The 14397-nt window shown below is 68.9% G+C and carries 14 protein-coding genes; 5 read left to right on the forward strand and 9 right to left on the reverse strand.

The window, feature by feature from the left end; genetic code table 11:
* Positions 1 to 45: 45 nt before the first annotated feature.
* From pgsA to BM417_RS29105, 4 genes are all read left to right on the forward strand, one after another.
* Positions 46 to 648, forward strand: a complete 603-nt coding sequence (pgsA, locus tag BM417_RS29090; RefSeq protein ID WP_093601142.1) for a phosphatidylinositol phosphate synthase — start codon at positions 46 to 48, stop codon at positions 646 to 648.
* Positions 645 to 1547, forward strand: coding sequence for a phosphatidylinositol mannoside acyltransferase (locus BM417_RS29095; protein WP_093601144.1), 903 nt, complete (start codon positions 645 to 647; stop codon positions 1545 to 1547). The genes pgsA and BM417_RS29095 overlap by 4 nt, the downstream gene beginning before the upstream one ends.
* Positions 1544 to 2656, forward strand: a complete 1113-nt coding sequence (locus tag BM417_RS29100; protein ID WP_093601146.1) for a glycosyltransferase family 4 protein — start codon at positions 1544 to 1546, stop codon at positions 2654 to 2656. Before BM417_RS29095 ends, BM417_RS29100 begins: the two co-directional genes overlap by 4 nt.
* A gap of 82 nt (positions 2657 to 2738) precedes the next feature.
* A complete protein-coding gene (locus tag BM417_RS29105; RefSeq protein WP_093601148.1) occupies positions 2739 to 3686 on the forward strand; it encodes an NUDIX hydrolase in 948 nt (315 codons plus the stop codon).
* Here BM417_RS29105 and BM417_RS29110 read toward each other — a convergent pair.
* From BM417_RS29110 to BM417_RS29130, 5 genes are read right to left on the reverse strand one after another with little or no spacing between them, the layout of a single operon-like run.
* On the reverse strand, positions 3683 to 5704 hold the full coding sequence (locus BM417_RS29110; RefSeq protein WP_143138847.1) for a tetratricopeptide repeat protein: 2022 nt from the start codon (positions 5702 to 5704) through the stop codon (positions 3683 to 3685). The genes BM417_RS29105 and BM417_RS29110 overlap by 4 nt on opposite strands.
* Before the next feature lie 16 nt (positions 5705 to 5720).
* A complete protein-coding gene (locus tag BM417_RS29115) occupies positions 5721 to 6713 on the reverse strand; it encodes a TIGR03842 family LLM class F420-dependent oxidoreductase (protein ID WP_093601152.1) in 993 nt (330 codons plus the stop codon).
* Positions 6714 to 6728: 15 nt separating this feature from the next.
* Positions 6729 to 8114: a dihydropyrimidinase gene (gene hydA, locus BM417_RS29120; protein WP_093601154.1), complete on the reverse strand. Its 1386-nt coding sequence runs from the start codon at positions 8112 to 8114 to the stop codon at positions 6729 to 6731.
* On the reverse strand, positions 8111 to 8953 hold the full coding sequence (locus tag BM417_RS29125; protein WP_093601156.1) for a nitrilase-related carbon-nitrogen hydrolase: 843 nt from the start codon (positions 8951 to 8953) through the stop codon (positions 8111 to 8113). Before BM417_RS29125 ends, hydA begins: the two co-directional genes overlap by 4 nt.
* Positions 8950 to 10458 (reverse strand): NCS1 family nucleobase:cation symporter-1, encoded by a 1509-nt coding sequence (locus BM417_RS29130; RefSeq protein ID WP_093601158.1) that lies wholly within the window; start codon positions 10456 to 10458, stop codon positions 8950 to 8952. Before BM417_RS29130 ends, BM417_RS29125 begins: the two co-directional genes overlap by 4 nt.
* Positions 10459 to 10602: 144 nt before the next feature.
* Between BM417_RS29130 and BM417_RS29135 the strand changes: the two genes are divergently transcribed.
* Positions 10603 to 11319 (forward strand): alpha/beta hydrolase family protein, encoded by a 717-nt coding sequence (locus BM417_RS29135; protein WP_143138848.1) that lies wholly within the window; start codon positions 10603 to 10605, stop codon positions 11317 to 11319.
* Here BM417_RS29135 and BM417_RS29140 read toward each other — a convergent pair.
* Genes BM417_RS29140 through BM417_RS29155 form a run of 4 tightly spaced genes read right to left on the reverse strand, consistent with a single transcriptional unit; the run spans position 11253 to position 14391 of the window.
* Positions 11253 to 12500 carry a hypothetical protein gene (locus BM417_RS29140; RefSeq protein ID WP_093601161.1) on the reverse strand — a complete coding sequence of 416 codons (1248 nt, stop codon included), beginning with the start codon at positions 12498 to 12500 and terminating at the stop codon, positions 11253 to 11255. The genes BM417_RS29135 and BM417_RS29140 overlap by 67 nt on opposite strands.
* Complete coding sequence (locus tag BM417_RS29145) at positions 12497 to 13006, reverse strand: RDD family protein (RefSeq protein WP_093601163.1); 510 nt, start codon at positions 13004 to 13006, stop codon at positions 12497 to 12499. The genes BM417_RS29140 and BM417_RS29145 overlap by 4 nt, the downstream gene beginning before the upstream one ends.
* Positions 13007 to 13057: 51 nt before the next feature.
* A complete protein-coding gene (locus BM417_RS29150) occupies positions 13058 to 13666 on the reverse strand; it encodes a class I SAM-dependent methyltransferase (protein WP_093601165.1) in 609 nt (202 codons plus the stop codon).
* A gap of 17 nt (positions 13667 to 13683) precedes the next feature.
* Positions 13684 to 14391 (reverse strand): MerR family transcriptional regulator, encoded by a 708-nt coding sequence (locus tag BM417_RS29155; RefSeq protein ID WP_093601167.1) that lies wholly within the window; start codon positions 14389 to 14391, stop codon positions 13684 to 13686.
* Between the last annotated feature and the right edge of the window lie 6 nt (positions 14392 to 14397).

A 14397-nucleotide genomic window follows, 5' to 3' on the forward strand; every position in this document is an offset into this window, starting at 1 on the left:
CTCAGGGCCGAGATGCTGACCAGTCCAGCTAGGCTGCGACCTGCCATGCTGAACATCTTCGCTCGCGCGTCCGTCTCGCGCGTCACCGATCCGATCGGGGCGTGGCTGCTGGCGCGTGGACTCACGCCCAACGCCGTGACCGTGGTCGGCACGATCGGTGCCGTGGCGAGCGCGCTGTGGTTCATTCCCCGCGGGCAGCTGTTCCTGGGCTGCGCGCTGGTGACCTTCTTCGTGCTGCTCGACCTGATCGACGGCGCCATGGCCCGGGCCCAGGGGCCCACGAGGTTCGGCGCCGTCCTCGACGCCACCTGCGACCGCATCGCGGACGGAGCGCTGTTCGCGGCGCTCACCTGGTACGCGTTCGACACCGGCGACCGGTGGACGGCCGCGGCCGGGTTCATCTGCCTGGTCGCCTCGCAGGTCATCTCGTACGTCAAGGCGCGCGCCGACGCGTCCGGGCTCTCGGCGGACGGCGGGCTGGCCGAACGGGCCGAGCGGTTCATCGTCGCGCTGATCGGTGCCGGGGTGCAGGGGCTCGGAGTGCCGTACCTGATGGCCATCTCGCTGTGGCTGCTCGCGGCCATGACGGTCGTGACGGTGCTGCAGCGGATCTTCTCCGTGGCGAAGTCGGCGCGGGAGGCCGCGTGAACCTCGCGACCCTCGGATACAGCGCCGGGTGGCGGCTGATCCGCCTGTTGCCGGAGTCGTGGGCGCGCGGGCTGTTCCAGGCGGGTGCCGACTACGCGGCTCGTCGTGGTGGCGCGAGCGTCGACCAGCTGCGCACGAACCTGCGCCGGGTCGTGCCGCGGGCCGGCGAGGAAGAGCTCGACGAACTGGTCCAGGACTCGCTGCGGTCGTACGCGCGGTACTGGTGCGAGGCGTTCCGGCTGCCGTCGATGGACCTGCGCGCCGCCTACGAGAAGTGCGACTCGCAGGTGTCCGGCGTGGAGAACCTCGACGCGGCGCTCCAGAGCGGCACCGGCGCCGTCGTCGCCCTGCCGCACAGCGGCAACTGGGACATGGCGGGCGTCTGGCTCGTCGGCCACTCCGGCACGTTCACGACGGTGGCCGAGCGGCTGAAGCCCGAGTCGCTGTACCGCAAGTTCGTGGAGTTCCGCGAGACCCTCGGCTTCGAGGTGCTGCCGCTCAACGGCGGTGACCGTCCACCCGCGACGGTGCTCGCCGAACGTCTGCGCGACAACAAGGTCGTCTGTCTGCTCAGTGACCGTGACCTGACGTCGTCCGGCGTGCCCGTGACGTTCTTCGGCGAGCAGACCCTGATGCCCGCCGGACCCGCGCACCTGGCCTCGACGACGGGCGCCGCGCTGCTGCCGGTCGGGTGCTGGTTCACCGCGGACGGCTGGCACTTCCGCATCCACCCGCCGATCAAGGTCAGCACCGTCCAGGCCGCCACGCAGGCCGTCGCGGACGTGTTCGCCGCCGACATCGCCGCGCACCCGGCCGACTGGCACATGCTCCAGAAGCTCTGGCTCGCCGACCTGCCGGAGAAGCGCCGAGCCGCCCTGGCCAGGAGGCTCGCGAGGTGAAGGTCGGGATCGTCTGCCCGTATTCCTTGGACGTGCCAGGGGGAGTGCAGGCCCACGTCGTCGACCTCGCCCGCGCCCTGATCGGCCTCGGGCACGACGTGAACGTCTTCGCGCCCGCCGACGACGAGCAGGCGCTGCCCTCGTTCGTCACGTCGGCGGGCCGTGCGGTCGCCATCCCGTACAACGGTTCGGTGGCGCGGCTGTCGTTCGGTCCTGTCTCGTACGCGCGGGTCCGGCGCTGGATCGACGAGCACCAGTTCGACGTCCTGCACCTGCACGAGCCCACCGCGCCCTCGCTGTCGTTCCTGGCACTGGTGGTCGCGGACGGCCCGATCGTCGCCACCTTCCACACCTCGACGCCGCGCTCCAAGATGCTGTCCGCGTTCCAGCCCGTGCTCCAGCCGTTCCTGGAGAAGGTCACCGCCCGCATCGCCGTCTCCGCTCTGGCCCGGCGCGTGCAGGTCGAGCATCTCGGCGGTGACGCGGTGGAGATTCCGAACGGCGTCGACGTCGACTTCTTCGCCTCGGCGTCCACTTTGGACGGCTACCCGCGCGCGGGCGGCACGATCGGCTTCGTCGGCCGCTACGACGAGCCGCGCAAGGGCATGCCGCTGCTGTGGGAGGCGTTCGGCCTGATCGCCGACGAGTTCCCGGACCTGCGCCTGCTCGTCGTGGGCCGCGGCGAGGACCCGTTCGAGGGCCGCTTCGCCGACCGCGTCGACCTGCTGGGCCAGGTCAGCGACGAGGACAAGGCCCGGATGCTCCGATCCGTGGACGTCTACGTCGCCCCGAACACCGGCGGCGAGTCGTTCGGCATCATCCTCACCGAGGCCATGTCCGCCGGCACCGCCGTGGTGGCTTCGGACCTCGACGCTTTCCGCCGCGTGCTGGACGACGGCAAGGCGGGCGCGCTGTTCCCGGTCGGAGACGCTCACGCGCTGGCCGACTCGTTGCGCTCGGTGCTGCGGGACTCGGCGTTGCGCGCCGAGTACGTCGACCTGGCGTCGGCTCGGGTGCAGGCCTTCGACTGGTCCGTGGTCGCATCACAGGTGTTGCGCGTCTACGAGACCGCCATCGCCGCCGACCCGCGCAGGGTGAGCGAGGCATGACAGCGCTTTTTCCTCCAGACAAGGGTGGTCACGGCCGGCTCACCCAGCGGTCCAACGCTGACCCGTGCGGGGTGAGCCGGCCGTGACCACCGCGCTTGTCGTCGTGCTCGTCGCTCTGCTGCTCGCCGCCTGGATCCTGAGGATCGCGAACCGCCTGGACCGCCTGCACATCCGCACCGACGCCGCCTGGGCCGCCGTGGACGCCGCGCTGGCCCGCCGCGCCGTCCTGGTGCGCACGCTGCTGGTTCCGGAACTCTCCGCCGCGGCCTCCCGCGCCGAGTCCGCGTCGCGTGCCGACCGCGAACAGGCCGAGAACGAGCTCTCCGGCCTCCTGGGAGCCCTGGACCGCTCGACTTTGGCCCCAGCGCTGGCTTTCGAGCTCGCCGACGCCGAAGAACGCGTGATGCTGGCCCGCCGCGTCCACAACGACGCCGTCCGCGACACCCTGTTGCTGCGCCGCCGCCGAGTGGTCCGCTGGCTCCGCCTGGCAGGCACCGCGCCGCAACCGTCGTACTTCGAGATCGCCGAACCCGTCAGCCCGTCCGACGCCGCGATGCTCAGGCCCCGCCCGTCCGCCCGCGTGGTCCTCACCGACCCGGCGGGCCGAGTGCTGCTCTTCCAGGGCTTCGACCCCGCACGCCCCCAGGAGTCCTTCTGGTTCACGGTCGGCGGCGGCGTGGAGAACGGCGAGGAGCTGCGCGCAGCGGCCGTCCGCGAGGCCTTCGAGGAGACGGGCCTCAAGCTGGCGCCGGAGCAGCTCGTCGGCCCGATCTGGCGGCGCCGCACGGTCTTCAGCTTCGACGGCGAGACGTTCGACGCGGAGGAGTGGTTCTTCTACGCCTCCGTCGACGGTCTCGACGTGGACACCTCGGGCTTCAACGACGTCGAGGAGACCTCCATCACCGCGTACCGGTGGTGGAGCGCGCAGGAGCTGGAAGCCGCCGAGGACACCGTCTACCCGGTGCAGCTGGCCGAGCTCATGCCGACGCTGGGCGCGGAGTGGGACGGCGAGACCCGCACGGTCCGCTAGTCCTCGCGCCGCCGCTTCAGATCCGCACCGAGCAGCCGCTCGTGGTCGGCGACGAGTTCCGCGGCGGCCGCCCTCGCGCCCTCCAGGTCTCCCGCCTCGGCCAGCCAGTCGACGAGGCTGTTGCGGATGTCCACCGTCCTCGGGTGACCAGGCCCGTACACCCGCAGGGCGTCCGGGACGAGTCGCTCCTGGTCGGCGATGGCACCGGCCAGGTCGCCGGAGCCGGCCCGCGCCACGGCGAGGTTGTGCCTGGCGGCCAGCGTCTGCGGGTGCTCGGGTCCGTACACCCGGCTCAGGTCGGGGATGAGCCGCTCGATCTCGGCGAGCGGGTCGCCTGAGCCGGATCTCCTGCGCAGCCTCGCGAGGTCGTTCCGGATGGACAGCACGTCGAGGTCGTCCGGCCCGTGCGTCCGGAGCCTCTCGGAGAGGAGTTGCTCGAACTGGGTGACGGCACCAGCCACGTCGCCGGTGCGGGCGCGCATGTTCGCGTGATCCTGCAGATTGTTCAGCACGAGGTCGCGCACGACCTCGCGGTCGGCTCGGCGCACCCGTGACGCGTCGGCGGAGATCTGCTCGTACTCGGCCAGCGCGCCGGCCGGATCGCCTGCCCTGCCCCGCCAGTAGGCCAGGCTGCTGCGCGCGACGAGCGTGTAGACGTCGCAGGGGCCAAGGGCTTGCGTGGCGGTGGTGCGGAGGCGGTCGAAGTGGTCCCTGGCCTCGTCCGCGCGGCCGCTGAGGCCGATGCTGTTCCCCAGGGTGAGCGGAAGGGCGTGGCACTTCCGTCCCCACAGGTGCTCGCTGCCGTTCGCGAAGAGCGTCGCGGCGTTGGCGCGCAGGACGTTCACCGACTGGTCGTGCGGGTTGCGCGGCCACACCTCCTTCAGCGCGTCCGCGGCGGCGCGGGTGACCCTCCTCGTCTGCCGGGTCTTCCAGGTGTCGCGGTTGGCGCGTTGCACGAGCGCGTGCACCCGGATCTCGCGCCCCGGTGACGTCGGATCGAGGGTGATCAGACCCAGCCGGTGGAGGTTCGCGAGCACGTCGCGCAGGCCGGACTCGTCCAGGACGTCACCTGTGCGCCCCAGCACGTGGTCCTGCGTCGACGCCCCCAGGAGCACGCCGAGCGGGACGCCGTTGGGGTCGAGCACGCTCAGGACGTCGAGCAGGTGACCCGCGACCTTCCTGGGGCGCAGGCTGTTGGCCTGCTGGATCGACAACGACCAGGTGGCGGCCACGCTCTTGAGGGGCTGACTGGTCAACCGTCGCAGGTACTCGGTGCAGGACAACTGCAGGTCCAGCACGTACGCACCCGCCTGTGCCAGCGCGAGCGGCAGGCATCCGAGTTCGCGCACCACCTCGGCCGCGCCGTCGAGCAACGCGGGCTGGTCCGCCAGCACCTCCCGCAGGTAGGCCAGTCCTTCGGCCTCGCTGAAGGTCTCGACCTCGACCACGGCTCGCCGATCTCCGCGCAGGGCCGCGTCCCGTCGCCGTGTCGTGACGAGTGTCCGGCCGTTGTCCGGTGGCCAGAGGTCCGCGAGGTCGGCCGGGTCCTGGACGTCGTCGAGCACCACGAGCCACGGTTCACCGGTGCTCGCCAGCCACTCCAGCAGCCTGCGCGCGCCGCGTTCCGGGTCGGTCTCGTCGCGCCCGGTGAGTTCCGCCGCGGCCTCGGCGTAGGCGGACACGATCGCTTCCCGCGAATCCGCCGTGACCCAGACCAGCAGACTGACCTTGCCCGCGGACCATTCCTTCGCGGCGTGGTCGGCGGCGAGTTGTGTCTTGCCCACGCCGCCCATTCCGGAAAGCACGGTGACGGCGTTCCAGGACAGCGATCTTTGCTGGAACGACGCCGCTCGTTGCGGCACGACACCGATTCGCAGCGGCAGTTCCGCGGGAGGGCGGAGCGTTGTGTGGGTGTGCAGGTTGATGTCGCCGCTGACATGTCCGGCCTGCACAAGAGGTCCGTACACGTCTCCGGTCACGGAGTTGTGCACGGACCCCTTGGGCAGATCATCAGACACGCGATTCAGTATGCCGCTAAACGGCGGAGATGATCGCCGATCCGTAGGCGTCGCGCGTCTTGTCCTTCTCGTCGTGCATCAGGTACAGCGCGAAGTTGTCGACGCCGATCTCCTTCAGTTCCTTCAGCCGTTCGATGTGCGCCGACTCCGGGCCGACGAGGCAGAAGCGGTCCACGATCGCGTCCGGCACGAAGTCGGTGGAACGGTTGCCCGCCTTGCCGTGGTGGGCGTAGTCGTAGCCCTCGCGGTCCTTGATGTAGTCGGTCAGGGCCTTGGGCACCACGCCCGAATCCCCGTATCGCGCAACGAGGTCCGCGACGTGGTTGCCGACCATGCCGCCGAACCACCGGAGTTGGTCGCGCTGGTGCGGCAGGTCCGTGCCGACGTAGGCCGGTGCGGCCACGCACATCGTGATGGCCGACGGGTCACGTCCGGCGGCCACCGCGGCTTCCCGGACGGAGCCGATGGTCCAGCGGGCGATGTCCGGGTCGGCGGTCTGCAGGATGAAGCCGTCGGCCTGCTCGCCGACCATCTTCAGCGCGCGCGGGCCGTACGCGGCCATCCACATTTCGAGCTTTCCGTTGCGCACCCACGGGATCTGCACCGCTGTGCCGTGGTGCTCGACCTCCCGGCCCTCGGCCAGCTCCTTGATCACGTGCATCGCGTCGCCCAGCGTGGCCAGCGACGCGGGCTTCTGGCCGATCACGCGGCGGGCCGAGTCGCCTCGGCCGATGCCGCAGACCGTGCGGTTGCCGAACATGTCGTTCAGCGTCGCGAACAGCGATGCCGTCACCGACCAGTCGCGAGTGGACGGATTGGTGACCATCGGGCCGATGATCAGATCCCGGGTGGCCGAGAGCACCTGCGAGTAGATGACGAACGGTTCCTGCCACAGCACGCAGGAGTCGAACGTCCAGCCGTAGCGGAAGCCGCAGTCCTCGGCCGCGCGGAGGCCTTCCACCACGTCCCGCGCCGGCGGGTCGGTCTGCAGCACTACACCGAAGTCCACGGGTGACCGCCTTTCTCAGACGAGGTACTGGTTGAGGTCGCGGGACACGAAACGGCCGTGGCCCGTCGAGCCGTGGTACGCGCCGTCGGCGATCACCTTGCGGCCGCGGGAGAACACCGTGTCCACGCGACCGGTGACCTCGAATCCCTCGTAGGCCGAGTAGTCCACGGCCATGTGGTGGGTCTCCGCGGAGATCGTCTGCGACGCCGTGGGGTCGTAGATCACGACGTCCGCGTCGGCTCCCGGTGCGATCACGCCCTTGCGCGGGTACATGCCGAACATGCGGGCGGGAGTCGTGGAGACGATCTCGACCCAGCGTTCGCGGGTGATCTCGCCCTTCACGACGCCCTGGTGCAGCAGGTCGACGCGGTGCTCGACGCCGGGCATGCCGTTGGGGATCTTGGAGAAGTCTCCGACGCCCAGCTGCTTCTGGTCCTTGAAGCAGAACGGGCAGTGGTCGGTGCTCACCACCGAGAGGTCGTTGGTCCGCAGGCCGCGCCACAACGACGACTGGTGCTCCTTGGGCCGCAACGGAGGCGAGGCCACGAACTTCGCGCCCTCGAAACCCGGCCGCGCCAGGTCCTCCAACGACAGGTACAGGTACTGCGGGCACGTCTCGGCGAACACGTTCTGGCCCGTGTCACGGGCAGCCGTCACGGCGTCAAGCGCTTGCGCCGCCGAGAGATGCACGATGTACAGGGGAGAACCGGTCACCTTCGCGAGCTGGATCGCGCGCGACGTGGCCTCGCCCTCCAGCTCCGGCGGCCGGGTCAGGCCGTGCTGCACGGGGTCACCCAGGCCCGAGGCCAGCGCCTGCGCGACGAGCTGGTCGATCGCGATGCCGTTCTCGGCGTGCATCATGATCGTGGCGCCGGTCTCGCGCGCCTTCTGCATGGCCCGCAGGATCTCGCCGTCCGTGGCGTAGAAGACGCCGGGGTAGGCCATGAACATCTTGAAGCTGTTCACGCCGGCCGCGATGCACGAGTCCATCTCCTTGAGCGACTCGTCGTTCACGTCGGAGATGATCATGTGGAAGCCGTAGTCGACGGCGCAGTTGCCGTCCGCCTTGCTGTGCCACTTGTCCAGAGTGGACAGCAGTGAGGAACCCTTGGGCTGCACGGCGAAGTCGACGATCGTGGTGGTGCCGCCCCACGCCGCCGCGGTCGTGCCGGTCTCGAAGGTGTCCGCGGACTGGGTGCCGCCGAACGGCATCTCCATGTGCGTGTGCGCGTCGATGCCGCCGGGGATCACGTACTTCCCGGCCGCGTCGATGACCTCGTCGGCCTGCACCTCGAACCCCGGCGTGACCAGGGCGGCGATGTGCTCGCCGCTGATCAGCACGTCGGCGGCGTGCGAACCGGTCGCGTTGATGACCAGGCCGTTGCGGATGAGAGTGCTCACGGGTTCACCAGGCCCTCGTAGGTGTCGGGGCGGCGGTCGCGGTAGAACGCCCACGTGTCACGGACCTCGGTCAGCAGGTCCAGGTCGAGGTCGCGCACGACGAGCTCTTCCTCGGTGTCGGACGCGGCGTCGCCGACGAGCTGGCCGCGTGGCGAGACGAAGTACGTCTGGCCGTAGAACTCGTTGTCACCCAACGGTTCCACGCCCACGCGGTTGATCGCGCCGACGAAGTACTCGTTCGCCACGGCCGCGGCGGGCTGCTCCAGCTTCCACAGGTACTCGCTCAGCGAACGCGAGGTCGCCGACGGGTTGAACACGATCTTCGCGCCCGCGAGCCCCAGAGCGCGCCAGCCCTCGGGGAAGTGGCGCTCGTAGCAGATGTAGACGCCGATCCGGCCGACCGCGGTGTCGAACACCGGGTACCCGAGGTTGCCGGGCTTGAAGTAGAACTTCTCCCAGAAGCCCTTCACCTGCGGGATGTGGTTCTTGCGGTACTTGCCGAGGTACGTGCCGTCCGCGTCGATCACGGCGGCGGTGTTGTAGTAGACGCCCGGCTGTTCGACCTCGTACATCGGCACGATCAGCACGATGTTGTTCTGCGCGGCGACTTCCTGCATCAGCTGGGTCGTCGGACCGTCCGGAATGGACTCCGTGTAGGAGTAGAAGTCCGCGTCCTGCACCTGGCAGAAGTACGGGCCGTAGAAGAGCTCCTGGAGGCACAACACCTGCGCGCCCTGTGATGCGGCAGCGCGGATGTGCTCGACCGCGTTCGCGATCATCGTCTCCTTGTCGCCCGTCCACTTCTGCTGGACGAGCGCCGCCCGGATGATGTTGCTCACCTGGTCGTCTCCTTTGCCGTGTTGTCCTTCAGAGCGAGGAAGACCAGGAAGCCGGCCGCGAAGCCGACGACCCAGTTGTAGTCGTAGAGCGGCTTGAGGAACGGGATCAGCCCGTCCACCGGGAACGGCCCGCCGTGGGCGCCGCCGACCGCGAGCACGGAGCCCACGAGCGTCGCCACGACAGCACGCCAGTTCCAGCCGCCGTTGAACCAGTACGCGCCCCTGCCGTCGAGGTAGAGGTCGGTGAGTTCCAGGTGCGTCTTCTTGATCACCCAGTACCCGGCGACGAACACGCCCGCGACCGAGGCCAGCAGGCCGCCGTAGAACCCGAGCCACGCGAAGATGTAGATGTTCGGGTCGGAGATCAGCCGCCACGGCTGGATCACGATGCCGATGACACCGGTGATCAGGCCGCCCACGGCGAACGTGATCTTCCGCGGGAAGGCGTTCGAGAAGTCGTAGGACGGACTGACGACGTTCGCCGCGAGGTTCGCCGAGATCGTCGCCAGCACCAGCGAGACCAGCGCGATGATCACCAGGAACGTGTTGTCGAAGCGGGACGCGAGATCCGCCGGGTCCCAGATCGCCTCGCCGTACAACGCCTGCGCGCCGGACGTCGTCAGGATCGCGACGATCGCGATGAACGACATGGTCGTCGGCAGACCGAGGATCTGCCCGGTCACCTGCTTCTTCTGGCTACCACCGAACCGGGTGAAGTCCGGCATGTTCAGCGACAGCGTCGACCAGAACGCGATCATGCCCATCAGCGCGGGGAAGAAGACCTTCCAGAAGTCCGGCCCCCAGCCCAGGGTGCTGCCCTGGTGCAGGATCGGCCCGAACCCGCCCGCCTTCACCAGCACGTAGCCCAGCAGGATCAGGAACCCGACGCTGACCAGCGGCGCCGTCCAGTTCTCGAACCGCCGGATCGCGTCCATGCCGCGCCAGATCACCAGCATCTGCACGACCCAGAACCCGAAGAAGCACAGCCACAACGTCCACGGCTGGCCGCCGATCTGGGACGCCTTGGTCCACCCGTCGCCGGTCAGCCGCCCGATGATCACGTGCAGCGCCTTGCCGCCGACCCACGTCTGGATGCCGAACCACGCGCAGGCGATGAACGCGCGCAGCAACGCCACCAGGTTCGCGCCGCGGATGCCGTAGAAGGCGCGGGCGAACACGGGGAACGGGATGCCGTACTTCGTGCCCGCGTGGCTGTTGAGCAGCATGGGAACGAGCACGATCAGGTTGCCCAGGGTGATCGTGAGGAACGCCTGCACCCAGTCCATGCCGATCGCGATCAACGACGCCGCGAGCGTGTAACTGGGGATGTTGTGCGCCATGCCCATCCACAGCGCGAAGAAGTTGTACGTCGTCCATGTCCGCTGCTCGATGGGCACGGGCGCGAGCTCGGGGTTGAAGAACCTGCTGTCCTTGATGGGACCTGCGTCGCTCAGTTCGACGCGGCCGTCAGGTGTGACCTGGGGCGGTGAGGACTCGACTGCCATCGTTCAACCCCCTGTTACGCTGCTGAAACAACCTCAATCCGGGCGGATTCCATCCCGGAATCCTGGGTCCGCCGCCGCAGGTGTGGCAGTGTCAGAGTGTCCACGCTTGTCATGATCGGCGCACATTGTGTTCCACTGGACCGCATGGGGATGTCCCGGCGAGCTGTCCTTCTCGGTGGCGCGGGCCTGGTCGGAGCGGCCGGAACGTACGGCGCACTGACCCCGCGTGGCCGGCGTCTGCTCGGCTGGACAGGCCCCGACGGCGTGGTCCCCGACGTCCCGCCCGTACCCGTTCAGCCCACGCCATGGGGCGCGTGGATGGGCTCGTCGGGCCCGGTGGTGCTCGTGCTGCACGGCCGCGGCGGCAGCGTCGGCTGGTGGCAGGACCTCGGGCTGCCGCAGTTCCTCGACGGGTGCGCGTTCCGGTGCGCGGTGATCAACGGCGGCGAGGACTACTGGGTGGACCTCACGCCGCCCGTGCCGTTCGAGGCGGCGCTGGGGATCTCGATGGGCGGGTTCGGGGTGCTCGACATCGCGTCCCGGCAGCCGCTGAAGGCCGTGGCGGCCATCAGTCCCGCGCTCTTCCCGTCGTGGGAGGACGCCCAGCAGGTCAGCGGGTTCGCGTCGCGCGAGGTGTGGGAGGCGCACGAACCGTTGCGGCACAGGGAGAGGATCAAGTCACCCGTCGGTGTGTGGTGCGGGCGGGAGGATCCGTTCCACGACCCCGCGCGGGAGCTGGCTCATGCGGTGAACGCGTCGGTAGCGTCGTTCGAGCATGGCGAGCACAGTGATGGCTACTGGCGCCGCGTGCTGCCGGAGGCTTTGGTGTTCATCGAGAGCGCCTTCGCGCTGAGTTCTTGAATTTTTTCCGCGATCCCCATGAGGACCTCCGGGTCGAGTTGACCGAGGTACGGCCGGATTGCCGCTTGTCGTGCGGCAGTGTCAACGTGTCCATCGTCGGAGAGTTTTGAGATCGCGCACCAACTCACGAGACGCCAATCAGGCGAGTGACCAGCTCCGTTGAGTTCAACGAACCGATTACCCGCCGCCATGACGGTGGACACCGAGTCTTCGTGATTGCGCAGCTCGTCGGCGAACTCCTGGACGAGGTCGTGGAATCGGTTGTCTCGTTCCAGCAGATGCGCGATCCGCAGCTCTCGCAGACGCTTCCTTGCTTCTGGTACGGACACCTCGGCGAATGCGGCCGCGCCTTCCGCAGTGATCGTGTTAGCACGGTGCATCGCTATCAGCCGGAAGAATCGCCGTTGTTCGAGGGTGAGTGCTCGGTACGACAGGTCGAACACGGCTCGAACGTCGAGGTCGTCGTGGCGGAGAAGGCTCAGCCGCGCCTCGCGAAGTTCGTCGGCCCAGTCGTGGCCAGGGTCTGTCTTTCGCAGCGCCGACATGATCTGCAAAGCGAGGGGCAACCGGCCGCAGAGTTTGGCGATCTCGGCCCCGCCCGCGATCCGTTCCGCATCGGGTTGCGGCAGAACGTGCAGCTCCAACTGGTGCGCGTCCAGACCGGTGAGCAGGTGTCGGCTCGTGACGACGACCTGATGCTTTGCGACTATGAGCGGACGGATCTGTGCGGCGGTGCAGACGTTGTCCAGCACGATCAGCATCGGTTTGCGAGTGGCGACCAGTGACCGGTACAGCACGGCCATGTCCGCTTCAGCGGACGGAACTTCCATGACACCCAGGGCCCGCAGGAAGGAAGCGAGAGCAGTCGACGCGTCTGTCCGTTTTGATTCGTCGTATCCGTGGAAGTTCCAGAACAGCCGCCCGCCTGGAAAGTCGTTGTCCTCCGCGAAGCGCAGCACCAACTCGGTCTTGCCGATCCCGCCCAGCCCGGAGACCACGACAACCTTGTGCTCGGCGAGGTCAGCCAGCTCCGCGGCGCGGCCCGCGAACGACGAGACGCTCGGCGCCAGACCGTTCAACGCGGTGGTTGGTGGCGCGAGCGGGGTGATGTGAAGGGAGCCGATGCGACCCGCCTGCACCGCGTTGCCGCGGTTCTCGTGGACCTCGTTGTTCACCTTCACCGCTGCGATTGTGCCACCTTCAGACGCACCACTGCCGTGCCCGCCTTGCGGTCGTGCCAGGTCCGGGTGCCACGGAGAGCAAGCGCCTCCACGGCCGACAGCACGAGCAGCACGAACCCGCCGACCAGCAGCAACGACGCGAGCCAGCCCGGCGAACCCACGGTGACGTGTTCGCCGATGACGACCCACGGCTGCTGCCAGCCGAGGCCCGCCATCAGCGCCGGTTCCCGCCAGCCCAGACCGGTCAGCACGAGCACCGCGCCCGCGCCGGGCAGCGCGGTCGTGATGAGCGTGCGCGCCAGTGCACGTCTGAGGCTCAGGCCGGACGCGGGGCCCACGACCCGCAGCCCCGTGAGGGCTTTGCCGAGGGTGTTCAGGCGGAGCAGCAGAGCGTCGTACAGCGCCGCGCAGAGCACCACCAGGACGGGTTCGTGGACCAACGGCCACGCCACGACCAGCACCAGGAGCCAGTCGAGCAGACGGGCGATGAGCCGACGAACGAGCATGATTCACGCTAAGCGGCAGAAGTCCGTCATAAGTGGTCAGTTCATGGCCAGTTACCGAACGAACTCCGCGGTCCAGCGGGCCGCGTCGCGGTTCACCTTCAGCGTGGTGAGGCCGTCCGTCTGGAACGAGAGGATCTCGGACGGCGTCAACGGCCACGGCGGACCGTCCGGGACCGGTCCTTCTTCCCGGGCCACGGCCAGGACCAGCAGCTTCGAGCCGGTCAGCCACGCAACCCGGTCGATGGCCTGGGCGTGCGCGTCGACGGGCAGCGCCTGCACCGTCATGTTCTCCACGACGAGGTCGAACGCGTGGTGCCACTCGGCGGGCGGGTTCAGCAGGTCGGCGACCACGTACGAGACGGAGGACTCCGGATAGCGCGCCTGCACGGCCGCCACGGCGGTGGGGGAGATGTCGAAGGCGGTCACCTCGAACCCCAATGAGGCCAGGAACTCCGAGTCGCGGCCGTAGCCACAGCCCACGACCAGCGCCCGCTGGCCGGTGCCGTCGAGACCGGAAGCCCACTCGACGAGGTGCGGCTGGGGGTGGGCGACGTCCCACGGGACGGAGGCCGTGCCGGCGGCGGCCTCCGCGTAGAGCTTCTCGAACCACCCGGTCGGATCTGCCGCCTGCAGGCGGCGAGCGTCGTCATCAGCGGACATGACGACACCCTTTCAGCTCACCGCGCCGCGCGCGCCCGAGTTACGTAGTCCACCACGCCGTCGTCGGCGGGCCAGCCGATCTGCGTGCTGATCGACGCCTTGTTCTCGGTCCACGACTTCTGCGCCGCGGCCTGGACCGCCGGGTCGCCACCGGTGAACTGAGCGCCGAGCTCGTCCCACTGCCGTGCCAGTTCAACGACGCGCGGGTCGTCGGCGGGCGTGCCGTCGGCCAGGTGCTGACGCAGCTGTCGCACCAGCTCCAGCCAGGACGCCTTCAGTGCCTCCACGGCCTCCGGGCCCATCGCCGCCGCACGCGACCTCAGGTCGTCCAGCTGGTCGGCGGTGAAGTAGCTCTCGTACACGGACATCATCTCCAAAGTGGACAGAAGGGACTCGGTGGTGTGTCCGTCGAGCAGCGCGGTGAGCCGCGACCGCAGTGCCTCCACCTGCCGCGCCTGGGCGTTCAGCGCGGCGAGCTGGGCCTCGAAGAGAGGCCGCAGCGAGTCCGAACGGGACAGTGCCGATCGGACTTCTTCCAGGGAAAGACCGAGCTGGCGCAGCGATCTCACCTGATAGAGGCGGCGGACGTCGTCCGGTGTGTACCGACGGTGACCGGATGCCGTGCGCTCGGAAGCGACGACCAGTCCGATCTCGTCGTAGTGGTGCAGCGTGCGGATCGTCAGTCCGCTCGCTTTGGCCAGGTCACCGATGCTCCAACGGGTCACATCAAG

Origin of the sequence: Lentzea waywayandensis (genome assembly GCF_900115955.1) — a bacterium.
GTDB lineage: Bacteria > Actinomycetota > Actinomycetes > Mycobacteriales > Pseudonocardiaceae > Lentzea > Lentzea waywayandensis.

Excerpts from the sequence above, each read along its gene's own strand:
- BM417_RS29150 (WP_093601165.1), bottom strand. The coding sequence starts at position 13,666 with ATGTCCGCTGATGACGACGCTCGCCGCCTGCAGGCGGCAGATCCGACC.
- BM417_RS29135 (WP_143138848.1), top strand. The coding sequence starts at position 10,603 with ATGGGGATGTCCCGGCGAGCTGTCCTTCTCGGTGGCGCGGGCCTGGTC.
- pgsA (WP_093601142.1), top strand. The coding sequence starts at position 46 with ATGCTGAACATCTTCGCTCGCGCGTCCGTCTCGCGCGTCACCGATCCG.
- BM417_RS29145 (WP_093601163.1), bottom strand. The coding sequence starts at position 13,006 with ATGCTCGTTCGTCGGCTCATCGCCCGTCTGCTCGACTGGCTCCTGGTG.
- BM417_RS29130 (WP_093601158.1), bottom strand. The coding sequence starts at position 10,458 with ATGGCAGTCGAGTCCTCACCGCCCCAGGTCACACCTGACGGCCGCGTC.